This is a genomic window from Cereibacter sphaeroides 2.4.1, assembly GCF_000012905.2.
GTDB classification, from domain to species: domain Bacteria; phylum Pseudomonadota; class Alphaproteobacteria; order Rhodobacterales; family Rhodobacteraceae; genus Cereibacter_A; species Cereibacter_A sphaeroides.
Window position 1 is genome coordinate 821,045 of sequence record NC_007493.2, and the last position, 23,602, is coordinate 844,646.

A 23,602-nucleotide genomic window follows, 5' to 3' on the forward strand; every position below is an offset into this window, starting at 1 on the left:
TCAGCGTTCCTTCACATAGGGTTGGCCGCCCGCGCGCGGCGGGATCGCCTTGCCGACGAACCCGGCGAGGATGATGACCGTGAGAATGTAGGGAAGCGCCTGCATGAACTGCACCGGAAGCGGCAGACCCCAGAGATTGAGCGACTGATAGCGGTTGGCGACCGCCTCGAGCAGGCCGAAGAGCATGGTGGCCCCCAGCGCCTGCCAGGGACGCCACTTGGCGAAGATGAGGGCCGCGAGCGCGATATAGCCGCGCCCCGCGGTCATCTCCTTCACGAAGCCCGCCGAGAGGCTGCAGGCCAGATAGGCGCCGGCGAGCCCGGTGAGGAGCCCGCAGATCGCCACCGCCGCATAGCGGATGGCCACGACGGACACGCCCGCCGTGTCGACGGCGGCCGGGTTCTCGCCCACCGCGCGCAGCCTCAGGCCGAAGCGCGTGCGGTAGAGGAGCCACCAGGACGCGGGCACCGCGAGCAGCGCAATGTAGACCAGCGCCGTATGGCCCGAGATCAGCTCGCGATAGATCGGCCCCAGCACCGGCACGCCGCGCAGCTCTTCCGCGAAGGGCAGCGTGATCGGCGCGAAGCGCGCGGCCCCCTCGAGCGAGGGCGTGCGGCCGCCGAGCGCGAACCAGTATTGTCCGAGCAGCACCGTCAGGCCGGAGGCGAGGAAGTTGATCGCCACGCCGGAGATCAGCTGATTGCCGCGGAAGGTGATCGAGGCGAGCCCGTGGATCGCCGACATCAGCAGCGAGGCCACGATGCCTGCAATGAGCCCGAGCCAGACCGAGCCCGTGACGAAGGCCACGGCGGCGGACAGGAAGGCCGCCGCCAGCATCTTGCCCTCGAGCCCGATGTCGAAGATGCCCGCCCGCTCGGAGAAGAGCCCGGCGAGGCAGGCGAGAAGCAGCGGCGTCCCGAGCCGGATGGTGGAATCGAGGATCTGAAGGAGGGTCGGCAGATCCATCATTTCGCCCCCTTCCGCGCGCGCAGGAACAGGGCCTCGACCGGCTGGCGCACCATGTTGTCGAGCGCGCCGGTGAAGAGGATCACCAGCGCCTGGATCACGGTGATGAGCTCGCGCGGGATCGAGGTCCAGAGCGCGAGCTCGGCGCCGCCCTGATAGAGGAAGCCGAAGAGGAGCGCCGCGAGCAGCACGCCGAACGGATGGGACCGGCCCATCAGCGCCACCGCGATGCCGATGAAGCCCGCCCCCTCGACCGAGTTCAGCACCAGCCGCTCGGCCTCGCCCATCACATTGTTGATCGTCATCAGCCCCGCGAGCGCGCCCGAGATCAGCATGGCGAGCATGGTGATGCGGACGGGCGAGATCCCGGCATAGACGGCGGCCTTCTCGGACTTGCCGAAGGCGCGGATCTCGTAGCCGAGCCGCGTGCGCCAGATCAGCGCCCAGACGAGGAAGCAGGCGCCGAGCGCGATGAAGAGGGTGACGTTGGCGGGGGTGGTCTTGGCGAAGGGAATGCCCACGGCCGTCAGCATGTCGCCGATGCCGGGCAGGCTGGTCGCGCCCGGAAAGCGCGCCGTCGCCGGATCCATGCTGCCCGTCGGGCGCAGCACATTGACGAGGATGTAGTTCAGAAGCGAGGCGGCGATGAAGTTGAACATGATCGTCGTGATGACGATGTGGCTGCCGCGCCGGGCCTGAAGCCAGGCGGGCACGGCTGCCCAGGCCGCGCCCAAGGCCGCGCCCATGGCGGCCGCCCCGATCAGCGCCAAGGACCAGTGCGGCCAGGGCACGAAGAGGCAGGCCAGCGCCACGCCGAGCCCGCCGAGCGTCGCCTGGCCCTCTCCGCCGATGTTGAACAGGCTCGCATGGAAGGCCACCGCGACGGCGAGGCCGGTGAAGATGAAGTTGGTGGCGTAATAGAGCGTGTAGCCCCAGCCGTAGCTGGAGCCGAGCGCCCCCGTCACCATGATCTTCAAGGCCTCCCACGGGTTCTCGCCGATGGCGAGGATCACGCCCGAAGAGATGGCAAAGGCCACCACGAGCGAGATCAGCGGCACGAGAAGCGCATCGGCCCAGGCTGGCATCCTCTCCATCAGGCGGCCCCCCTCGTGCCGTCCATCCCGGCCATCATCAGGCCCAGCTCGCGCTCGTCGGTTCGGGCGGGATCGCGCAGGCCCATGATCCGCCCGTCGAACATCACCGCGATCCGGTCCGAGAGGCTCATGATCTCGTCGAGCTCGACGCTCACCAGAAGGATCGCCTTGCCCGCATCGCGCAGCGCCACGATCTGCTTGTGGATGAACTCGATGGCGCCGATGTCCACCCCCCGCGTGGGCTGGCCGATCAGCAGCAGATCCGGGTTGCGCTCGATCTCGCGCGCCACGATCAGCTTCTGCTGATTGCCGCCCGAGAAGTTCTTGCCCGCAAGGGCGGGCAGGGGCGGGCGCACGTCGAAGCGCGCCATCTTGCCCTCGCACTCGGCCCGAAGCGCATCGTTGTCCATGAAGAACCGCCCCGCCCGATATTCGGGGGCATCCTGATAGCCGAAGGCCACGTTCTCCCAAGCGGCGAAATCGAGGATCATGCCCAGATGCTGCCGGTCCTCGGGGACATGGGCGATGCCCGCGGCCCGCCGCGCGCGCCCGTTGCAGCCGCGCCCCGACAGATCGAGCTCGGTCCCGTTCAGTCGCACCCGGCCCGTTCCCTGCGCGATCCCGCCCAGAAGCTCCAGAAGCTCCGACTGGCCGTTGCCCGCCACGCCCGCGATGCCGAGGATCTCGCCCGCGCGCAGCGTGAGGTTCACGCCCTTCAGCCGCTCGACCCCGTGGCCGTCGCGCACCCGCAGATCCTCGATCTCGAGCACGGTCCGCCCCGGCGCGGCGGGCGCCTTGTCCACCCGCAGAAGCACCTTGCGCCCGACCATCAGCTCGGCCAGCGCCTCGGGGCTGGTGGCCTCGGTGCGCACCGTGGCCACCATCTCGCCGCGACGCATCACGCTCACCTCGTCGGTGATCTCCATGATCTCGCGCAGCTTGTGGGTGATGAGGACGATGGTCTTGCCCTGCGCCTTCAGCCCCTTGAGGATGCGGAACAGATGGTCCGCCTCGGCGGGCGTCAGCACACCCGTGGGTTCGTCGAGGATCAGGATGTCGGCCTGCCGGTAGAGCGCCTTCAGGATCTCGACCCGCTGCTGGTGGCCCACCGACAGATCCTCGACCAGCGCATCGGGATCGACGTCGAGCTCGTAATCCTCGGCAAGCCGCGTCAGCTCCCGCCGCGCCTTGGCCAGCGAGGGGCGCAGCAGGGCGCCCTCCTCGGCCCCGAGAACCACATTCTCGAGGACGGTGAAATTCGGGACCAGCTTGAAATGCTGAAACACCATGCCGATGCCGGCGCGGATGGCGCTCTGGCTGTCGGGAATGGCGGTGGGGCGGCCGCCGATCAGGATCTCGCCCGCATCCGCGCGATAGAAGCCGTAGAGGATCGACATGAGCGTCGACTTGCCCGCGCCGTTCTCGCCCACGATGCCGTGGATCGTGCCGCGCGCGACCCGCACGCTGATGTCGCGGTTCGCCTGCACCGGCCCGAAGGCCTTCGAGATCCCCCGAAGCTCGATGGCCGGGGGAAGGGCGGCCGCCTCCGGCCGCCCCTGAGCCTGCCGCTCGGCCATTCAGAAGGTCGCGGCAGGGCAGGTGTTGTCGGTCATGTAGTCGTGGACCTCGATTTCGCCCGACTTGATCTTCTCGGCAGCCGCATCGACGGCGGTCTTCATCTCGTCGCTGACGAGCGCGGCATTGTTCTCGTCGAGCGCATAGCCCACGCCGTCGCCCTTGAGGTCGGCCACCACTGTGCCCGTCTCCAGATCGGTGCCGGACTTGAACGCTTCGTAGACGGTATTGTCTACGCGCTTGATCATCGAGGTCAGCACCTTGCCCGGATGCAGGTGGTTCTGGTTGCTGTCCACCCCGATCGAGAGCACGTTCTCGTCCGCGGCCGCCTGCAGCACGCCCATGCCGGTCGAGCCTGCGGCGGCATAGATCACGTCCGCCCCCTGCGAGACCTGAGACTTGGCCAGCTCGGTGCCCTTCACCGGGTCGTTCCAGGCCGCGGGCGTCGTGCCCGTCATGTTGATGATGATCTTGCCATCGGGCTTCACCGCCTTGAAGCCCTGCGCATAGCCGCAGGCGAACTTGCGGATCAGCGGGATGTCCATGCCGCCCACGAAGCCCACCGTGCCCGATTTCGAGGCCATCGCGGCCATCATGCCCACCAGATAGGACCCCTCGTGCTCGGAGAAGACGACCGAGCGGACGTTCGGCTGCTCGACCACCGCATCGATGATGGCGAATTTCGTGTCGGGATAATCGGGCGCCACCTTGTCGAGCACCTCGCCGAAGGCGAAGCCCGTCATCACGATCGGGTTCGAGCCGGTCTCGGCCAGCCGGCGCAGCGCCTGCTCGCGCTGGGCCTCGGACTGCATCTCCAGCTCCTTGTAGGAACCGCCGGTTTCCTCCTTCCACCGCTGGGCCCCGTTGAAGGCCGCTTCGTTGAAGGACTTGTCGAATTTGCCCCCGAGATCGAAGATCAGCGCCGGATCGGCCAGCGCTGCCCCTGCCGTCAGCGCAAGAGCCGCGGCAGTGCCGGCAAGGGTCTGGAATAGGGTCATGGAGCTCTCCCGGTTGTCGTTGGCGCGGCCGGCTCTTTGCCCGTCCGGTCGCGGCAGGTCCGGGTCAATCTAGGGCTGAACGACGGAACAGGGTCAACAGGATTCTGTGAGGCCCGGGCGGCGCTTCCGCGGCGTCCTGCGCCTGCCGCGGCGTCAGCCGAGCGGGCGGCTCATCACAAGCGCATCGAGCGGGCGGCCCTCGGGGGTGCGGTAATAGCCGCGCCGCCGCCCGGCCTCGGCAAAGCCCGCGACGCGGTAGAGCGCAAGCGCCGGCTCATTGTCGGCGGCCACCTCGAGAAAGGCGCTCTCCGCGCCCCGGGCCCGGGCTGCCAAAAGGAAGGCTGCCACCAGCCGGGCGCCGAGGCCCTGCCGCCGCGCCTCGGGGGCCACGGCCAGCGTCAGGATCTCGGCCTCGCCCGCGATGGCGCGGCCCATCAGGAACCCGTCCGGCGCGGCAGGCTGCAGCGCCTCGGACGCCGAGCCCGGGCGCGGTTCGGTCAGCAGGAACACGGATGGCTCGCCCAGAAGCGCCCGGAACTCCGGCACCGACCAGGGCCGGGGCGTCTGAAACACCCGGCCGTGCAAAGCGGCAAGCGCGTTCGGTCCGACGGGCGATAGGGCAGGGGCCGCGGTCACAGGATCACCGGCGGGGGATCGGCGGCCGGCGCGGCATCGGCGCCGCGCAGATAGAAGGGCGCGGGCCGGGGCTGCGGCTGGCCGAGCCTAGTTGCCGCCACCCGCGCAATGGCCTCGGCCAGGGGGTAGAGCGGCTCGAGCCGGTCGGCGAAGGCCGCGCTGCCCACCTGCCGGGGCGCCGTCACCGAGAGCCCCTCGAGGGCCACGAGCCGTGGCGGCAGGGCCCCGTCGGCCAGATAGACCTCGCCCCGCCGCGCATCCTCGAGCACCGCCACGGGCGCGGGCAGACCCAGCGCCAGAGCCTCGAACCGCGAGACGCCCAGGGCCGGCTTCCCCAGCGCGAGCGCCAGCCCCCGGGCGGCCGCGACCGCGATCCGCACCCCGGTGAAATTGCCGGGCCCGGTCCCCACCGCCAGCGCGTCGAGATCGGCCCAGCCCAGGCTTCCCTCGGCCAGAACCTCCTCCAAGAGCGGCATCAGCCGCTCGGCCTGGCCCTTCTCCATCGGTTCGGTCCGGAGGGCGAGCAGCCGGTCCCCCGAAAGCAACGCGGCCGCGCAATGCGCGGCCGACGTGTCGAAGGCCAGGATCGCGGGCTCAGGCCGCAACCGGGCGCACCTCCAGCACTTCCGGGATGTAATGCCGGAGCAGGTTCTCGATCCCCATCTTCAGCGTCAGCGTCGAGGAGGGGCAGCCCGCGCAGGCACCCTGCATGTGCAGATAGACGATGCCGCGGTCGAAACCGTGGAAGGTGATGTCGCCACCGTCCTGCGCCACCGCCGGACGGACACGGGTGTCGAGCAGCTCCTTGATCTGGCGCACCACATCCTCGTCCGGCCCGTCGTGGCTCGCGTGCCCCGAGGCCGCCTGCTCGCCCTCGAGCACCGGCGCGCCCGATTGGTAATGTTCCATGATGGCGCCGAGGATCGCGGGCTTGATATGATCCCAGGCCACCTCATCGGCCTTGGTCACCGCCACGAAATCGGTGCCGAAGAAGACGGCCGACACGCCGCCCGCGGCGAAGATGCGCCGGGCGAGAGGCGAGGTCGCGGCCGCCTCGGCCGTTGCGAAATCGGCGGTGCCCGCCTCCAGCACCATCTGGCCGGGCAGGAATTTCAGCGTCGCCGGGTTCGGCGTGGATTCGGTCTGGATGAACATGGGCAGCCTCCGCGATCAGGCCCCGATATGCGCTTCCCGACCCGCCAAGTCAAGAATTGGCCCCCTCCGCGCGCGCCCCGCGCGCTTTCACTCTGCCCAAATATCCCGGGGGTCCGGGGGTAGCGCCCCCGGCCTTTCGCCGGATCTCAGGTGATGGCCTCCAGCCGCTCCTTCGACATCTCGCCCGGCACGATGGTGATCGGGATGGGCAGGTTGCCGGAATTGCGGCTCATCTGGGTCACCAGCGGCCCCGGCCCCGCCTTCTCCGTCGAGGCGCCGAGCACCAGCACCCCGATCGCCGGATCCTCCTTCACCTGCGCGAGGATCTCCTGCACCGGATCGCCCTCGCGGATCACGAGTTCGGGATCGATCCCCTGCCGGTCGCGCATCCACTTCGCGAAGACCTCGAAATGGGCCTCGATCCGCTCGCGCGCCTCGGTCCGCATCAGGTCCGAGACGCCCATCCAGTGCTGATATTCCTCGGGCGGGATGATCGACAGGATCTGCACGCCGGCCCCGGTATGGGCGGCGCGCAGCGCGGCGAAGCGCATCGCATCGCGTTCAGGCACTCGCGGCTGTCATCCAGAACGACCAGAAACTTGCGCATCACGTCCTCCCTGACCGCGGGATCATGGCGAAGCCTGTCCCGGCGCGCAAGGCTCAGCCCACCGAATGCGCCCAGTCCCAGTAGAGCTGCCGCACCAGCCGCGTGACCGGACCCACCTGATAGACGGTCTCATCGAAGCCCGTGACCGGCGTGACCTTGGCGAAATTGCCCGAGAGGAACACTTCGTCGGCGCCGTGGAAATCCTCGAAGGTCAGCACCGTCTCGACCACGTCGACCCCGTCGGCGCGCAGGTTGGCTATGTGGCGCGCCCGGGTGATGCCCGACAGGAAGGTGCCGTTCGGAACCGGCGTGAAGACCACGCCGTCCTTCACCATGAAGACGTTGGCCGTGGCCGTCTCGGCCACATTGCCCATCGCGTCCGCCACCAGCGCATTGCCGAAGCCCTTCGAGCGCGCCTCGACCAGCATCCGGGCATTGTTCGGATAGAGGCAGCCCGCCTTCGCGTTGCAGACATTGTCCTCGAGCACCGGCCTGCGGAAGCGGGTGCGGGTGAGCGTGGTCGTGACCTCGGGCGCGGGCATCGCCACCTCCTCGAGGCAGAGCGCGAAGCCCGTGGCGCCGGGCTTCGGCGCCACCCCCAGATCCGATCCGTCGAGCGCCCAGTACATCGGCCGGATATAGACCGCCTGATCGCGCCCGTAGGCCCTGAGCCCCTCGCGCGCGATGGCGACCATCTCCTCGGTGCCCACCGTGGGCGTGATCATCAGCGCCTCGGCCGAGCGGTTCACCCGCGCGCAATGGGCCTCCAGATCCGGCGCCACCCCGTCGAACCAGCGCGCGCCGTCGAAGACCGAAGAGCCCTGCCAGATCCCGTGGTCGGCTGCGCGCATCACGGCCACGTCGCCCTCGTGCCAGCGGCCCTCGAAGAAGGTGCGGATGTTCCTGCCGAATGCCATCGTGATCTCCTGCCTCTTGCGGCCCCCCTTAAAGCACCGCGCAGGGGCGGGGTCCAGACGGCGTGCCGCCTCAGTCCGCCTCGGCCAGCAGCGCCGCGAGATCGAGCCGCCCGGTCCCCATGGCCAGCGCGCCGTGGGCGTCGCGTGGCCAGTCCTCGGGCGCCCGGTCGCGGTAGAGTTCCACCCCGTTGCCGTCCGGATCGCGCAGATAGACCGCTTCCGAGACGCCGTGATCGGCAGCCCCCTCCAGCGCCACGTCGGCATCGAGAACGCGCCGCACCGCAGCCCCGAGCGAGGCGCGGTCGGGAAACAGGATGGCGGTGTGATAGAGGCCGGTCGTGCCGGGGGCGGGCGGCTCGCCCCCGAGGCTCTCCCAGCTGTTCAGGCCGATATGGTGATGATAGCCGCCGGCCGACAGGAAGGCCGCGCGGCTGCCGAGCTTCTGCTGAAGCTCGAAGCCGAGGACGCCCCCGTAGAAGGCGATGGCGCGGTCGAGGTCGGCCACCTTCAGATGGACATGTCCGATGCGGGTCTGAGGCGGAAGGGTCATGGCGCACTCCTGCAACTGCTGGCCCGAGGGTAGCCCCGCCGCGGCCCGCAGGACAGGTGCGGCCCCGCACAGAGACTGAGCGGAAGCGCGCGTCCCGCCCGGTGCGCGGGCAGGGCCCGGACGCTTCACCCCCGGATCGGCGGAATTCGCCAGCGGAAAGAATTCGTGAATTGCCGGGCTTCCCCGGCGGCACCACCTTGGGGGCAGGGCGCGGTCACGAGTCGCAGCCTCTCAAAAAAAGACAATGAGCAGGACACGTTCGATGCAGAAGCTGAACCTCCGAAGGCGGGGGATCCTATCGGCCGCGGCGGCGGCCTTCGCCGGCTTGGCTCTGGCGGGCGGGGCGCGCGAGGGCCTGGCGGAAGAGTCGACCGACTGGCAGGATCATTTCGAAACGCTCGAGCATGGGGCGGTGCTGGCCGACCTGCGCCAGCGTGTGGTGCTGTTCTGGTCGGAGGACGGCACGGTGCACCGCCGCTATCCGGCGGCCATGCCCGACACGCGCGCCTTCCCGCGTCTGGGCGGCACCCGGATCATCCGCAAGGTCGAGGGGCCGACCTGGCGTCCGACCCCCGCGATGCGCGCCCGCGACCCGGAGTTGCCCTGGAGCCTGCCGCCCGGGCCGGGCAACCCGTTCGGCACCCATGCGCTCCATCTCGAATGGCAGCATTACCGCATCCACGGCACGCATGACCCCTCGACGATCGGCGGCGTGACGGCCCATGGCTGCATCGGCCTCTCGAATGCCCATATCGCGGAGCTCTTTGCCCATACCACAGTCGGCACGCAGGTGCGGCTGGTCTGACGGCGGGGCAGAGAGCCCGCCTTCGTGGCCTTCCTCAGGCCGCCGGCGCCACGCGCCAGCGGCGGTGGATCCAGAACCACTGGTCGAGATGCTCGCGCACCACGGCCTCGAGCGAGTCGTTCAGCGCCTGTGTCATCTCGGCCGGGGTGCCGCGCGGGATCGGCGCATCCACGCGGATCTCGAAGTCGAGCCCGTTCTCGGCGCGGATGGCATAGACCGGAACCAGCGGCGCGTCATATTTCAGCGCGAGATCGGCGGCCGAAAGCGCGGTCTTGGCCGGATGGCCGAAGAAGCGCAGCACCGCGCCGTCGCGCATGTGGACGTCGATCAGCAGGCCCAGCATCCCGCCGCCCTTGAGGTGGCGCAGCATCCCCGCGAGCCCCGCCTTGCCGCGGGCGAAGACCGGGCCGCCGATCGCCGCCATGGCGCGGACGTAATGCTCGTTGAAATAGCGGTTGTTCATCGGCCGGTAGAGGCCGCCGATCTCGAAGCCGCGGGCGCGGAGCGCGGCGCGGCTCGCATCGTAATTGCCGAAATGGCCGGTCACGATCACGACCGGTCGCCCGGCTTCATGGGCGGCCTCGAGCGTGGCGAGCCCCGGCCCTGTGACGGGCGCGCGTGCGGCCCGCTCGACGAAGGCCTGCCCCGAATAGGATTCGATCACCGCCCGGCCCACATTGTCCGGGACCCTGCGCATGAGGCGCCGCACCTCGGCCTCCGGCAGGTTGGGCAGCACCCGTGCGAGGTTGGCGCGCACCCGCCGGTCCCAGCCCGCGAAGGGCGCGATGAGGCGCGACATGACCCAGCCGCAGAGCGGTACCCGCCACGCGTAGGGCAGCAGAAGTAGCGCCCCGATCAGGGCGCGCAGAAGGCGGTCTTGCGCCCATGCGGCAGGTCCGGTTCGTCTGGAAGCCATGGTCTCCGCGGTCAGCGCCGCCTTCGTTGGGTGGTCCAGACATAGAGACCCGTCCTGCGAACCTCAAGCGGAGGGGGCGAGGGAACCGTGCCCGACGCTTCCACGGGCGGCTTCGCGCCGCAGGGATCCCGCAGGCCGGACCCGGGCGACGACGGTCGCAGATCCCAATGGCTGCGCCCGGAAGGTCGGACGGCTGAGCCTGTTGGCCGGTTCCGCGGGTGTCCACCGCCTGTCCTGCGAAAGGGTAGCTTCGGCATTGCGGGCTGCGATGATGACGGTCATGCGGTGGCACCGGAGGTCATCCGCCCTCTTCCTCCTCCACCACCAGAACGAGCTCACCGGCCGCCTCGAGCTGGCGGATGCCGGCCACCACGGCGTTCATCGCCTCCTCCGCCTCTTTGTCCTTCACCCGTCCGCGCGCGGCGGCATCCTCGCGCAGCGACTGGGCGAGGCGCTGGGACATGTTGGAGAGCAGGAACTCCACCCCCTCGGACAGCTCCGGGCGGCTGGAGGCGGCGGCGATCACCGCCACCAGCCGCGCCTGCTCCACCACCCGGGTAACCTTCGGCACATCGCGCCCCAGCACCCGGCGCGGGACATGTTCGAAGGTGAAGATGGCCTTGCGCACCTGCTCGGCGAAGGCCGCGTCGGCCTCGTCGAGCCCCTTCAGAACCTCGTCGCGGGTAACCGCGGCCGAGACGTTGAGGATCGCCCCGACCCGCTCGACCGGCGTCGCCGTGAAGGCGCGCGGCGGCTCGGCCTCGAGCTGACCCAGAAGCGAGAGGCCGATCCGCCGCACCGTCTCGGGCTCGACCGAGCCGGTCATCGACACGGCATAGGCCACGCGCCGCGCCTTCTCGCCCGGCAGCTTGCCCAGAACCTCGGCCGCCTTCGGCACCGGCAGCTTCGAGAGCATGACCGCGGCCACCTCCACGCTCTCCTCTTCCACCACCTTCAGGAGTTTCTCGGCCGGCAGGGTCACGATCCGCTCCCACGGATCGCCCTTCACCCCCGCCTGCCGGCGCAGACGGGTCGCCGCCGAGGGGCTGATGTGGCCGTCCATCACGGCCAGCGCGCCGTCGAGCCCGCCGGGGAAGGAGAGGCCTACGGACTCGAGCTCTTCGACGAATTCCTCGATCACTGCGGTCATGGTGGAGCGGTCGACCGTCCGCATCCGGGCCATCTGCTCGGCGAGGCCTTCCTGCATGTCATCGGGCAGGGAAGTGAGGGGCAGGGGTGCGCCTTCGGCCAGAAGAAGCCGCACGATGATCGCCGCCTTCTCGCGGCGCGAGAGGGGACGGGGGCCGTCCTCCTCCCCATCTAAGGACACCGCCCCGCGAGCGGGGCGGAACCGTGCCAGAGCCTGTGCCATGCTGTCCCGAATCGCTGATCCTCGGGGTCCAGCTTGGCGGCCCGGCGGTTAAGGCCGCCTTATCCGGTGACGGTCGTGCAGGCCTTGGTGGCGCTGTCGTAGACCTGCCCGTCGCCACAGGCCGAGGCGGTGGTCTGGTGCTTCATCGGGCAGTCCGCCATCGCCAGCGCGGGGGCGGCGATCAGGGCGAGGGTCGCGAGGGTCAGCTTCGTCATTCATTCCTCCTGTCAGGGGTGGGATGGCAAAGGCCGGCGTCAATCGCACCCACGGAGGCTAACATGATTCGCCCCGCGGCGGAGACCGCGGGGCGTCACGCACGCGTGAAGGACGAGCTTTCCCGCTCAGGCGCCGAAGACGCGGGCGAAGATCGTGTCCACATGCTTGAGGTGATAGCCGAGATCGAACTTCTCCTCGATCTCGGCCGGGCTCAGCGCGGCCGTCACCTCGGGATCGGCCAAGAGCTCCTCCTTGAAGTCGCGGCCCTGTTCCCAGACCTTCATCGCGTTGCGCTGAACGAGCCGGTAGGCATCCTCGCGGCTGACGCCCGCCTGCGTCAGGGCCAGCAGCACGCGCTGGCTCATGACGAGGCCGCGGAACTTGTTCATGTTCTTCAGCATGTTTTCGGGATAGACCACGAGCTTTTCGATCACGCCCGCGAGGCGGTGCAGCGCGAAATCGAGCGTGATGGTGGCGTCGGGGCCGATCGCGCGCTCGACCGAGGAATGCGAGATGTCGCGCTCGTGCCAGAGCGCCACATTCTCCATCGCGGGCACAACGGCCATGCGCACCAGCCGGGCGAGGCCCGTCAGGTTCTCGGTCAGCACCGGGTTGCGCTTGTGCGGCATGGCCGACGAGCCCTTCTGGCCGGGCGAGAAGAACTCTTCGGCCTCGAGCACCTCGGTGCGCTGCATGTGGCGGATCTCGATGGCGACATTCTCGATCGAGGAGGCGATGACGCCGAGCGTCGCGAAGAACATCGCATGCCGGTCGCGCGGGATCACCTGCGTCGAGACCGTCTCTGGCACGAGGCCGAGCTGGGCGCAGACATGCTCTTCCACCGCCGGGTCGATGTTGGCGAAGGTGCCGACCGCACCCGAGATGGCGCCGGTGGCGATCTCGGCGCGCGCATTGACGAGGCGCGTGCGGTTGCGCGCCATCTCGGCATAGAAGCGGGCGAAGGTCAGGCCCATGGTGGTGGGCTCGGCATGGATGCCGTGGCTGCGGCCGATGCGGACGGTGTCCTTGTGCTCGAGCGCGCGGGCCTTCAGCGCGGCCAGCACCCGGTCGAGCCCCGCGAGCAGCAGGTCAGAGGCGCGCACGAGCTGGATGTTCAGCGTCGTGTCGAGCACGTCCGAGGAGGTCATGCCCTGATGGACGAAGCGCGCCTCGTCGGCGCCCACAATCTCGGCCAGATGGGTGAGGAAGGCGATCACGTCATGTTTCGTCACCGCTTCGATCTCGTCGATGCGGGCCACGTCGAAGGTCGCCTCGGCGGCCTTCCAGACGGCTTCGGCATTCGCTTTCGGGATCACGCCGAGGGCGGCCTGCGCGTCGCAGGCATGGGCCTCGATCTCGAACCAGATGCGGAACTTCGTCTCGGGCGACCAGATGGCCACCATGTCGGGGCGGGAATAGCGCGGGATCATCGGGGCCTCTCCTTCTACCGGCGGGGTCGCCTTAGCGCCCGTGGCCGGTGCTGGCAAGGCTTCGGGGCGCGGATCGCTTGCCGCCGGGGCAGGCGGCCGCTCCCGGGTCAGAGCGGCTCGGCGTCGCGGTAGAGCTCCCATTCCTCGAGAGTTCGGCCATCGGGCAGGTGGCAGTAGCCGGTCTGGCCCGCCCCCTCGCTGCGGATCTCGAGCCGTCCGCCGCGCTGGGTGCAATAGACCGAGGCCGGATTGGCCATGCCCGACCGGTGGAGGTCGCCGGGCGCGGCCACCGGCGTGGGATCGGGACCGCCGCAGGCCGGCAGGGCGAGGATGAGGAGGAGCGGCGCGCGGGAGAGGAACATGGGGAAGCCTTGGGCCAGAGCAGGGCAGGGAGAGCGGGCGGGGTCGTGTCCGATCTTCACAGCGCGGCCCGCCCGCCGCAAGGGGCTGTGCCCGGATGCGGGGGCGGGGCGGCGAAAATCGGACGGCGGCGGCGCGGGACCGGGCTCGGCCTGACGGTCATTCGGCCGGCCGGCCCTCGACCGGGGGCGGCATCCGCGTGGCGTCGTGCAGCTCGCGCAGGAGGCGGGTCTGCTCCTCGGCCTTCGGCCGCGAAAGGCCTGCGAGCAGGAGATAGGCCACCGGCGTGAGGTAGAGCGTGGCCACCGTGGCAAGGCCGAGGCCCCCCACGATGATCCAGCCCAGCACCTCGCGCGCCTCGGCGCCGGCGCCGGCCGCGAAGACCAAAGGAAGCCCTCCCAGCACGGTGGCGATCATGGTCATCATCACCGGGCGCAGGCGGATCGCGCAGGCATCCTCGATGGCCCGCCGCACCGGCAGGCCCTCGTCGCGCAGCTGGTTCGCGAACTCGACGATCAGGATGCCGTTCTTGGCCATGATCCCCACCAGCAGGACAAGCCCGATCTGGCTGTAGACGTTGAGGCTGCCGCCGGTGGCCACCAGCGCGAAGATCGCGCAGGCGAGCCCGAGCGGCACGGTCGCCATCACGATGAAGGCCGAGACGAAGCTCTCGAACTGCGCGGCCAGCACCAGAAGCACGATCACGATGGCGAAGCCGAAGGTGGCCGTCAGCCCGGAGGAGGTCTCGCCCAATGTCGCGGCCTCGGCCAGGGGCTCGATCCGGCTGTCGCCGGGCAGGATGTCGGCCGCCAGCCGCTCCACCTCTTCCAGAGCCTCGCCGAGCGCCAGCTCGGGCGTGAGGCTGGCCGAGATCGGCACCGCCCGCAGCTGCCCCTCGCGCGAAAGCTCGGGCGCCACGGCCCGTTCGGTGAGGGTCACGAAGCTCGAGATCGGCACCATCTGCCCGTCGCCCGACTGCACGAAGATCCGTTCGAGGTCGCCGGGATCGTTCACCGGATCGGTGGTGGAGAGCATCTGGATGTCGTAGCTCGCATCGTCGAGGAAGACCGTGCCCACCGTGCGGCCATCGAGCACCGCCTGCAGCGCCTCGCCGAGCCCCGTGATCTCGATCCCGAGGTCGGAGGCGCGGGTGCGGTCGACCTCGATGAAGAGTTGCGGCTGCGTCGTCTCGTAGCCGAGCCGCACCTGGCCGAAGGCCGGGTTCTCCTCCATCCGGTCGACGAGTTCCTGCGCGCCTTCGGCCAGCCGGGCGTAGCTGTCGCCCACCACCGCGAAGCTCAGCCCCTGGCCCGCGCCGCGGACGCCAAGCGAGTTCGGCTGGATGGCGAAGGCGCGGATGCCCACGATGCGGCTCAACCCCTCGTTCAGCTCGGCTGCGATCTCCTGCTGGCTGCGGTCGCGGTCCTCCCACGGGGCGAGCGAGATCACCATGAAGCCGCGGTTGTCGCGGCTGCCCGAGCCCGCGATGGCGAAGACGCTGAAGACCTCGCCCTTCTCGCGCAGGGGGGCGATCAGATCCTCGATCTCGCGCATCTTGCCGTCGGTATATTCGAGCGCCACGCCCTGCGGCGCCTGCACCGACATCAGGATCACCGACCGGTCTTCGGAAGGGGTCAGCTCCTGCTTCAGCGTGCCGAAGAGGAAGACGGCGGTCAGCGCGAAGCCCGTGGCAATGGCCAGCGTGACGGCTGGCGCGTCGAGCGCCCAGTGCAGCGTCCGGCGGTAGAAGGCCGCGAGCGTCCGGCCGAGCCAGACCACCGGGCCGCGGGCGTGGCTCTCGTCGCCCGCGCGCAGGAAGCGGCTGGCGAGGACGGGGCAGAGGCTCAGCGCCGTCACCGACGAGAGCAGGACCGAGATCGCCAGCGTGAAGCCGAACTCGCGGAAGAGGCCGCCGGTCTGGCCGGGCAGGAAGGAGAGCGGGATGAAGACGGCGGCCAGCGTCGTCGTCGTGGCGATGACGGCGAAGAAGACCTGCTGGGTCCCGAGCACGGCCGCGGCCCGCGGCCCGATCCCCTGCGCCCGCCAGCGCACGATGTTCTCCAGCACGACGATGGCATCGTCCACCACCATCCCGGTGGCCAGCACAAGGGCCAGGAGCGTGAGGATGTTGATCGAGAAGCCCGCGATCCAGATGGCGGCGAGCGTGCCCACCAGTGCCACGGGGATGGCCAGCGTGGGGATCAGGGTGGCGCGCATGTCGCGCAGGAAGAGGTAGATGATCGCCACCACGATCAGGACCGACAGGCCGAGCGCGATCTCGACCTCGTGGATCGCGCCGTTGATGAAGGTCGCGTCGTCCGAGGTCACGAAGATGCGGACATCCTGCGGCAGGTCGGCCTGCAGCCCCGCCACGATCTCGCGCACCGCCTTCGAGATCTCGAGCGTGTTGCTCTGGGCCTGCCGGATGATCCCGAGGCCCACCCCGTTCTCGCCGTTCGCCCGCAGATAGGAGGCGCCGGGTTCGGGGCCGAGCTCGACCGTGGCCACATCGCCCAGCCGCACGTCGGGCGCGATCTCGAGCGCCTCGAAGGCTGCGGGGGTGGTGACGGTCGCGGTCGTGCGGACCACGAGGCTCTGGCGGTCCGAGGTGAGCGAGCCCGCCGGCGCATCGTAGGCCACATTGCCGAGGGCGGTGCGCAGATCGGCGAGCGTCAGCCCCCGCGAGGCCAGAAGCATCTGATCCACATCGACGCGGAAGATGGGCGTGCGGTCGCCGTAGATCTGGAGGTCCGCCACGCCCGGAGCGGCGAGAAGCCGGCTCTCGATCTGGTCCTCGACGATCTGGGTCAGCTCCTGCGCCGAGCGGCGGGCCGAGGTCACGGCCACCCGCATCACCGCCTCGGAATTGGCATCGGCCTTCACGATGCGCGGTTCGTCGGCGTCGTCGGGCAGATTGTTGCGGATGCGCGAGATCGAATCGCGCATGTCGCTGGCGGCCACGTCGAGATTGGTGTCGTCGTTGAACTCAACCGTCACCTGACTGCGCCCGAAGCGCGAGCTGGAGGAGATGGACTTCACCCCCGCCACGCGCGAGGCCGCGCCCTCGATCTCGTCGGTCACTTCCTGATCGATCGTCTCGGAAGAGGCGCCGTCGAAGGTCGTGGTGACGGTGATGACGGGGCTGTCCACGTCGGGCAGCTCGCGCACGTCGGCGCCGTAGAGCGCGGCCAGCCCCGCGATCAGGATCAGCGCATTCAGCACGAAGGCGAGGATCGGACGGCGGATGAAGAGCGCCGTGTTGGAATGGGCAAGCTCGCGCTCGTCGGGTTCGGGAAGCGTGGACATGGGTCAGCTCTTCGAGCCGGAGGGGGCGGCCGCCTCGGGCTCCACCAGCGCCACCGGGCCGCCGGGGCGCAGCGTCTGCACGCCCTCGACCACCACCAGATCGTCGGGGCGGAAGGTGGCCTGCACCAGCACCGCATCGGCGTCGCGCTGCAGGATCCGCGCGGAGACCCGCTCGGAGCGGCCCTCGCGCACCACCCAGACATAGGAGCCGTCGGCGCCCCACTGGATCGCCAGCGGATCGACGGCGGGGCGCGGCTCGCCCGGAAGCTCGAGCCGGATCGAGAAGGACATGCCCGCGCGCAGCCGGTCGTCCGCATTGGGGATGGTGGCGCGGATGCGCAGAGTGCGGCTCGCCTCGTCCACGCGGTTGTCGAGCGCGCTGATCCGGCCCTCGAGCGGCTCCTGCGGGCCCGAGAGCGGCGTGGCCGTCACCCGGTCGCCGATGCCCACCTTGCCCACCACGCGCTCGGGCACGCGGAAATCCACGAGGAGGCTCGTGCGGTCGTCGAGCTGGGTCAGCAGGTCGCCCCGGCTGATCTGGTCGCCGACCTCGACCTCGATGATGCCGACCCAGCCGTCGAAGGGCGCGACGATTCGGTGCTGCGAGAGCTCGAAGCGCGCCTGCTGCAGCTCGAGCTCGGCGGTGCGGACGGCCAAAAGCGCCTCCTGCCGCGCGAGGTCGCTGGTGACGCCCGAGCCTGCGAGCCGCTCGGCGCGGGCCAGATCCTCGCGCGCGTCGGCGAGGATCAGCTCGGCGCGGTTGACGGCGATGCGCGCGGCTTCGCTGTCGAGCGAGGCGATGAGGTCGCCCGCCGCCACGCGGCTGCCGGGCTCGATGGGGATGGCGTCGATCCGGCCCTCGACCTCGGGAGCGAGGGTGACGGCGCGGACGGCGCGGGCGCTGCCCACCGCAGTGACGATGGCATTGAGCGGGCGCTCCTCGGGCGGCGCTGCGACGACCCGGGTGGTGGGCGCGCCGCCCGGGCCGCCCCGCGGGCCCGGAGCCGCCTGCGCCTCGCTGTCCTGCGCCACAAGGCCTATCCGCTCCATCGGGGCGAGCAGCCCCACCCGCGCCAGCATGGGCCGGGCGGCGGGCACATAGAGCACCCAGATGACCAGAACCGCCGCGGCGACGGCCAGCACGAGCAGGCCCTGCTTCACCAGTGACATCGTCCCTCCTCGGTTGTCGCGGCCCCTGATACGCCGCGCCTGCCTCGTTCCGTCGTTTCTTCTAGCGCGAAGGCTGTAAAGATCGCAGCCCCATCCCCGCCGGAGCCTGCACATCATGGCACAAATGCGTGATCGGCGGGGGAGGGCGGCGCGGGTTCACGCGGACGTGCGCTTTCGGCGCGGAACTTGAAACGCGGCGCGCCCTGCTATCATTGAGACTTGCGGTCGCCCGAGGTCACCCATGTTCATCGTCAGTCCCTCCACGATATGGAACCGGAACGCGCTCGAGACGCGGCAGGTGCCGCGGCGGATCTTCGGGCGGGTGATGCTGCTGCCGCGCCGCGGCTTCCCGCTGCGCCTCGTCTGGCGGATGGCGTTCGAGACGCAGATGCTGCGCTTTCTGGGCGTGCTCGCGCCCTTCGTGGCGGCCATGTTCGTCTGGCGGCAGAGCGCGCTCGCCATCGCGCAGGCGCCGCTCCTGATGATCGTGGCCATCCTCTATGTCGAGACGAACGTGCTGCGCATCCCGAAGGAAAGGCGAGCGAAGATGATCGACCGCGCCGAGGCCGACCGGGGGCTCGACCTGCTGCAGGTGCGCGGGCGGGCGATCCTGACGCGGATCGCGGCACGGCGGCAGCTTGCGTCCGGCGTTCTGCATCTGGTCGTGGAACAGTCGGACATGGCCTATATCACGCCGCTGACCTTCGTCTCGGTCCAGTCGGAAGCGGAGCCGGAGGTGGTCCGTCTGAGCCGCGAGGAGGAGGCCATGATCCGCCGCGACCTGTTCGGCGCGCCGCTCACCGAACGGAAGCTGCTGCGGATCAACCTCCTCGAGAATGTCTTCCTGCGCGACGTGGCGCTCGACATGCGAGGGGTCTCGGCGCATGCGCGGCTGGCGGCGCTGTCGGGCTGAGGCGACGGCCGGTTGAGGCGAAGGCCGGGGGCGCTGCCCCCGGACCCCCGGGATATTTGGGCAGAGTGAAAGACGGGAGGTTCAGCCGAACGCCAGGGCCCGCGGGCTGCCGGGGGGCGGCGGGCGGAGGCTGCGGCCCTGACGAGGAGCTAGGGCGGCAAGGGGCGCAGGGTGCAGGCTGGAGGCGGACCCCGAGAGAGCTCGAGCGGTCCTGCTGTGTTCCGGGCGGCGGATCCGAGGAGCCGCCGCCGGGTAATGCCCGCCTTGGGAGGCGGTCTCAGTCGGCCTCTTCGGCGGCCACCAGCACCATCACGCTCTGCCAGCCGACCGGGAGGGTGCCCAGAGCGGGCTCGTCGCAGGCGATGCGCTCGCGCGACGTGTCGATCTTCAGCCGCCACTCGCCCTCGGGCAGCGCGAAGTCGCCGTCGTCGCCCGCGTTCAGCACCACGAGGAGGTCGCGCCCGCGCGGGAGGTCGAGCCGGAGCGCGAAGAGCCTGAGCTCGCCCTCGTTCCAGTCGCCCTCCTCCATCTCGCGCCCGGCAGGATGGAGCCACGTAGCCACCGGCGTGTCGTGCTGCACCGCGTCCGGGCCCACGGCGAAGCGGGCACGCGATATGCCGCCGTCGGCCTTGCGGAACTCGGCGAGGTCCGCCACGGCGCGGATCAACTCGTCGCGCGCCTCCTCCCAGTCGAGCCAGGCGATCTCATTGTCCTGGCAGTAGGCGTTGTTGTTGCCCTGCTGGCTCTGGCCGAACTCGTCGCCCGCGAGGATCATGGGCACGCCCTGCGACAGGAACAGCGTGGCGAGCATGGCCTTCACCCGCCGCAGCCGCGCCTCGAGGATGCCGGGATCGTCGGTCGGCCCCTCGGCGCCCAGATTGTGCGACAGGTTGTGCGAATGGCCGTCGCGGTTGTCCTCGCCGTTCGCCTCATTGTGCTTCTCGTCGTAGGAGACGAGGTCCCAGGCGGTGAAGCCGTCATGGGCCGCGATGAAGTTGACCGACGAGGTCGCAGGCCGGTGCGAATGGGAGAACTGCACCGGCGAGCCCAGAAGACGCTGCGACACGTCGCCGATCAGCCCGGGGTCGCGCCGCCAGAAGGCGCGGAGGTCGTCGCGCGCCTTGTCGTTCCATTCGCGGAACGGCCAGGGGAAGCCGCCGACCTGATAGCCGCCCTCGCCGATGTCCCAGGGTTCGGCGATCAGCTTGACCATCGAGAGCACCGGATCCTGCCGGATCGCCGCGAAGAACGTGCCGCCGCGTTCGAACCCCTCGGGCTCGCGGCCGAGTGTCGAGGCGAGGTCGAAGCGGAAGCCGTCGACATGCATGACTTCGACCCAGTAGCGCAAGGAGTCCATCACCATGCGCAGCACCATCGGATGGGCCACGTTGAGCGTGTTGCCGGTGCCAGTCGTGTCGAAGGAATGGCGCTTCGCCTCGGGCGAGAGCAGGTAGTAGGAGGCATTGTCGATGCCGCGGAACGAGAGCGTCGGGCCCTTCTCGTTGCCCTCGCAGGTGTGGTTGTAGACCACATCGAGGATCACCTCGATGCCGGCATCGTGGAACCGCTTGATCGCCCGCTTCACCTCGCGCATGGAGCCCGACTTCGTGTAGGGCCGATAGGGCGCGAAGAAGGAGAGCGTGTTGTAGCCCCAGTAGTTCGACAGGCCCTTCTCGATCAGGTGGCGGTCGTTGAGGAAGCCGTGGATGGGCAGAAGCTCGATCGCCGTGACCCCGATGGCCTTCAGATGGTCGATCACCGCCGGCGAGGCGAGGCCCTTGAAGGTGCCGCGATCCTCTTCCGGCACGCCCGGATGGCGCATGGTCAGACCCTTCACATGGGCCTCGTAGATCACGGTGTCCTGCCAGCGGTGCCGGAGCGCCTTGTCCGCCTCCCAGTCGAAGGCCGGATCGACCACCACCGCCTTCGGCATGAAGGGTGCGCTGTCGCGCGGATCGAGTTCGAGATCGTCGCCGCCGATCGGATAGCCGAAGAGCGCATCGTCCCAGATCAGGTCCCCGCGCAGTTCGCGGGCATAGGGGTCGATCAGCAGCTTGTTCGGGTTGAAGCGATGGCCCTCTTCGGGCGCATGGGGGCCGTGGACACGGTAGCCGTAGGTCTGTCCTTCGCGGATGCCGGGCAGGTAGCCGTACCAGATCCCGCCCTCGTAGGAGGGCAGATCGAGGCAGTGGGTCTGGGTCTGGCCGGTCTCGTCGAAGAGGCAGAGCTCGACCCGCGTGGCATTCTCGGAGAAAAGGGGGAAATTGGTGCCCTCGCCGTCGAAATCCGCCCCGAGCCGGTTGGGATGGGCCGAGGACATGTCGAACTTGAGCGGCGGGGCCGGGCGGGTCGGGCGCTTCATGCCGAGCGACCCATGCGGGAGTCGGCGAAGGGCGCGACCAGCCGGCCGCGGTCGGCGGCGCGGCGGGCGAGCATGGGGGTCGTCACGAGAACCGTGCCCTCCTCGGTGCGGCGGAACCAGCGGGCGTCCTCGTCGGGATCCTCGCCGATGACGAGACCTGCGGGCACCGAGGTGCCGGGGGCCACGATGGTGCGGGTGAGGCGCACGCCGGGCGCCACGCGCGCGCCGGGCAGCAGCACGCTCTCGTCGAGCATGGTCCAGCGGCCGGGCAGGTCCCCGCCGAGCCGCGGGGAATGAAGCGCGATGCCGCCGGTCTGCATGCGGAAGGCGAACTGGATCAGCTCGCCGGTCGCGGCCTTCATCTCGTGCTCGCTCGCCGCGATGCGCGGCGGCAGCGCGCAGGGTGCCTCGCCCGTCTGGAACTCGAGCTGTGCCAGGCGGTAGGCATCGAGCGTGCCCACGTCGCGCCAGTAGAAGTTGTCGCCCGGCACGCGGTAGGCATGGGCCTCGCCCAGGGCCACCGCGAGCGGCAGGATGTCATGGCCGAAGTCCTGCGTTGCGCCGGGGATGATCCGCAGCACCGAGGCAAGCCAGTCGAGGTCGAAGACATAGATCCCCATGCTGACCTGCGCCCGTCCGGGAATGGCCGGATCGGCGGGCACCACCGCGGGCTTTTCGAGGAAGCTCTCGATGCGGCCGCCTTCGCTCGTGCGCACCACGCCGAATTCCGAGGCGCGGTCGGTGGGCACCGTATCCACGGCCACCGTGGCGGAGGCGCCAGACGCACGGTGGGCCGCCACCATGTCCGCGTAATCCATCTCATAGACATGGTCGGCCGCGAGCACCACGAGCTCGCGCACCCCTTCGGACTGAAGCTCGGCGAGGTTCGCGGCCACCGCCGCGGCCGTCCCGCCATAGCCCTGAGGACTGCCCGTCACCGCGGTGCCCTCGCGCAGACGCAGGCTGCCCCCGGCGAAGCGGCTGGCCCAGCGGCTCTCGAGGTGGTGGGCCAGCGTCTCCGGGCGGTATTGCGTGGCCACGATCATCCGGGTCAGGCCCGAGCGCGCCGCATTGGCGAGGGTGAAGTCGACGATCCGCCGCGGCCCGGCGAAGGGCAGGGCGGGCTTGCATTCGCGGGACGTCAACTCATGCAGGCGGGAGCCGCGACCTCCCGCGAGGAGGACCGTAAAGGTGGTGGACAGGTCCGGCCGTTGGGCGTCGCGCATGGGGTTCGCATCCAGTTGTCGTGAAGTTGCGCGCTTCAACCGCCCGGCTGTCCCGCGGTTCCGCGGCGGCATGAAAAAAGGCTTGCGATCCGGGAGCCTGTGCCACCGGCTGCCTGTCCGCTGTGCAGGCGGCTGCGGCTCTCGGTCAGGCCTGCTCTTTGCGGGTCAGGACTGGGGTGCCGCACGACGTCGCGAGGCACGTCCGCGTCCGCGGTCCGGCGCGCATGGCGCGCCTCGGGACGGGACAGGATGCGGAACCTGCGGCCGGCCTGAGCCACCGATCCGGTCCGGCGGGCGGAGCGGCCGTTCGGGCAGAGATGCTGGCGGAACCGGCAACTTCATGGGACGTTCCTCTGCCCAGATCCGAGGAGTCGCGCATGGCCGACAGCAGCTTCCGCACCACGCCCCGCCGGGCATCTGCCGCGACGGCGCGCAGACCGGACGGGGGTGCGGCTGTCCGCGGCGTCGGTCAGGTCCGGCGCTGCCAGGCCCGCACGAGCGCCGCCGCCGCATCCGCGAGCTGCCGGCGGCTGTCCATCTCGAGCCGGGCGGCCACCGCCCCGATCCGGGCCAGCTCGCGCGTCAAGGCGCCCGCATGACCGGCCGCGGCCTCCTGTTCGGAACTCCCAGACCGCCCAAGCTCGAACTGCGAGCCGAGGAAATAGTCGGGATGCCCGATGCTGCCTCCCACGGGATGCAGGAAGAGGAGATTGTCGAACCGCTCGCCCGAGAATCGGTAGTTGCGCAGCACGACCTGCGTCTCTTGCCCCTTGGACAGCGCCTCGCGGATGTCGGCCCGCGCCTGCTCGTTCTCGCCCTCGCGCTGGAGGAACCGGCAGTTGAACCCGAGGATCCGCCCTTCGGTATAGCCGGTCATCCGCAGGAACGGAGGGTTGGCCAGCACCAGCGGCTGTTCGGACAGGGACATGTCCACCAGCGTCAGGGCCACGCCCGAGCGATCGAAGATCCCGCGGATCTTCTCGAACTGTTTTTGGTCCATTCCCCCTCGCCTCCTGTGCCGCCGGAGC

At 69.9% G+C, this 23,602-nt stretch carries 21 protein-coding genes and 1 pseudogene; 2 read left to right on the top strand and 20 right to left on the bottom strand.

What is annotated here, in order from left to right:
- The 10 genes and pseudogenes from RSP_RS04060 to RSP_RS04105 form a co-directional block, all read right to left on the bottom strand.
- Positions 1–969 (bottom strand): ABC transporter permease, encoded by a 969-nt coding sequence (locus RSP_RS04060; RefSeq protein WP_011337313.1) that lies wholly within the window; start codon positions 967–969, stop codon positions 1–3.
- Positions 966–2,060, bottom strand: coding sequence for an ABC transporter permease (locus RSP_RS04065; RefSeq protein WP_011337314.1), 1,095 nt, complete (start codon positions 2,058–2,060; stop codon positions 966–968). The genes RSP_RS04060 and RSP_RS04065 overlap by 4 nt, the downstream gene beginning before the upstream one ends.
- Positions 2,060–3,637, bottom strand: a complete 1,578-nt coding sequence (locus RSP_RS04070; protein WP_011337315.1) for an ABC transporter ATP-binding protein — start codon at positions 3,635–3,637, stop codon at positions 2,060–2,062. Before RSP_RS04070 ends, RSP_RS04065 begins: the two co-directional genes overlap by 1 nt.
- Positions 3,638–4,633, bottom strand: a complete 996-nt coding sequence (locus RSP_RS04075; RefSeq protein ID WP_002719369.1) for a BMP family lipoprotein — start codon at positions 4,631–4,633, stop codon at positions 3,638–3,640. It abuts the gene before it with no gap.
- Between the two features lie 153 nt (positions 4,634–4,786).
- Positions 4,787–5,269, bottom strand: coding sequence for a GNAT family N-acetyltransferase (locus RSP_RS04080; protein ID WP_011337316.1), 483 nt, complete (start codon positions 5,267–5,269; stop codon positions 4,787–4,789).
- On the bottom strand, positions 5,266–5,874 hold the full coding sequence (tsaB, locus tag RSP_RS04085) for a tRNA (adenosine(37)-N6)-threonylcarbamoyltransferase complex dimerization subunit type 1 TsaB (protein ID WP_011337317.1): 609 nt from the start codon (positions 5,872–5,874) through the stop codon (positions 5,266–5,268). The genes RSP_RS04080 and tsaB overlap by 4 nt, the downstream gene beginning before the upstream one ends.
- Positions 5,864–6,424, bottom strand: a complete 561-nt coding sequence (locus RSP_RS04090) for a NifU family protein (RefSeq protein ID WP_011337318.1) — start codon at positions 6,422–6,424, stop codon at positions 5,864–5,866. Before RSP_RS04090 ends, tsaB begins: the two co-directional genes overlap by 11 nt.
- A gap of 146 nt (positions 6,425–6,570) precedes the next feature.
- Positions 6,571–7,031: pseudogene (locus RSP_RS04095) on the bottom strand (universal stress protein).
- A 53-nt stretch (positions 7,032–7,084) separates the two neighbouring features.
- Entirely contained in the window at positions 7,085–7,948 is an 864-nt protein-coding gene (locus RSP_RS04100; RefSeq protein WP_011337320.1) for a branched-chain amino acid aminotransferase, read from the bottom strand.
- 70 nt (positions 7,949–8,018) lie between these two features.
- Positions 8,019–8,498: a VOC family protein gene (locus tag RSP_RS04105; protein WP_011337321.1), complete on the bottom strand. Its 480-nt coding sequence runs from the start codon at positions 8,496–8,498 to the stop codon at positions 8,019–8,021.
- 262 nt (positions 8,499–8,760) lie between these two features.
- Between RSP_RS04105 and RSP_RS04110 the strand changes: the two genes are divergently transcribed.
- On the top strand, positions 8,761–9,303 hold the full coding sequence (locus tag RSP_RS04110) for a L,D-transpeptidase (RefSeq protein ID WP_011337322.1): 543 nt from the start codon (positions 8,761–8,763) through the stop codon (positions 9,301–9,303).
- 34 nt (positions 9,304–9,337) lie between these two features.
- Here RSP_RS04110 and RSP_RS04115 read toward each other — a convergent pair whose 3' ends face one another.
- The 7 genes from RSP_RS04115 to RSP_RS04140 all read right to left on the bottom strand — a co-directional run bounded on the left by RSP_RS04115 (position 9,338) and on the right by RSP_RS04140 (position 18,073).
- The gene (locus tag RSP_RS04115) at positions 9,338–10,219 is read right to left on the bottom strand and encodes a lysophospholipid acyltransferase family protein (RefSeq protein WP_011337323.1); all 882 of its coding nucleotides are present in this window, start codon (positions 10,217–10,219) and stop codon (positions 9,338–9,340) included.
- Between the two features lie 298 nt (positions 10,220–10,517).
- Complete coding sequence (locus RSP_RS04120; protein WP_002719378.1) at positions 10,518–11,591, bottom strand: flagellar motor switch protein FliG; 1,074 nt, start codon at positions 11,589–11,591, stop codon at positions 10,518–10,520.
- 59 nt (positions 11,592–11,650) lie between these two features.
- On the bottom strand, positions 11,651–11,806 hold the full coding sequence (locus RSP_RS22170; protein WP_002719379.1) for a hypothetical protein: 156 nt from the start codon (positions 11,804–11,806) through the stop codon (positions 11,651–11,653).
- Between the two features lie 126 nt (positions 11,807–11,932).
- The gene (gene purB, locus RSP_RS04125) at positions 11,933–13,237 is read right to left on the bottom strand and encodes an adenylosuccinate lyase (protein WP_002719380.1); all 1,305 of its coding nucleotides are present in this window, start codon (positions 13,235–13,237) and stop codon (positions 11,933–11,935) included.
- A gap of 107 nt (positions 13,238–13,344) precedes the next feature.
- A complete protein-coding gene (locus tag RSP_RS04130) occupies positions 13,345–13,599 on the bottom strand; it encodes a putative hemolysin (protein WP_017140127.1) in 255 nt (84 codons plus the stop codon).
- A gap of 157 nt (positions 13,600–13,756) precedes the next feature.
- Positions 13,757–16,903 (bottom strand): efflux RND transporter permease subunit, encoded by a 3,147-nt coding sequence (locus tag RSP_RS04135; RefSeq protein ID WP_011337325.1) that lies wholly within the window; start codon positions 16,901–16,903, stop codon positions 13,757–13,759.
- A gap of 3 nt (positions 16,904–16,906) precedes the next feature.
- Positions 16,907–18,073: an efflux RND transporter periplasmic adaptor subunit gene (locus tag RSP_RS04140; RefSeq protein ID WP_011337326.1), complete on the bottom strand. Its 1,167-nt coding sequence runs from the start codon at positions 18,071–18,073 to the stop codon at positions 16,907–16,909.
- 241 nt (positions 18,074–18,314) lie between these two features.
- Here RSP_RS04140 and RSP_RS04145 point away from each other — a divergent pair, with 241 nt between their 5' ends.
- A complete protein-coding gene (locus tag RSP_RS04145) occupies positions 18,315–18,986 on the top strand; it encodes a hypothetical protein (RefSeq protein WP_011337327.1) in 672 nt (223 codons plus the stop codon).
- A 277-nt stretch (positions 18,987–19,263) separates the two neighbouring features.
- Here the strand turns inward: RSP_RS04145 and glgX are convergent, their stop codons facing one another.
- The 3 genes from glgX to RSP_RS04160 form a co-directional block, all read right to left on the bottom strand.
- A complete protein-coding gene (glgX, locus tag RSP_RS04150) occupies positions 19,264–21,348 on the bottom strand; it encodes a glycogen debranching protein GlgX (protein ID WP_011337328.1) in 2,085 nt (694 codons plus the stop codon).
- Positions 21,345–22,574, bottom strand: a complete 1,230-nt coding sequence (locus RSP_RS04155; RefSeq protein ID WP_011337329.1) for a sugar phosphate nucleotidyltransferase — start codon at positions 22,572–22,574, stop codon at positions 21,345–21,347. Before RSP_RS04155 ends, glgX begins: the two co-directional genes overlap by 4 nt.
- Positions 22,575–23,043: 469 nt before the next feature.
- A complete protein-coding gene (locus RSP_RS04160) occupies positions 23,044–23,574 on the bottom strand; it encodes a PAS domain-containing protein (protein WP_009562854.1) in 531 nt (176 codons plus the stop codon).
- Positions 23,575–23,602 lie beyond the last annotated feature (28 nt).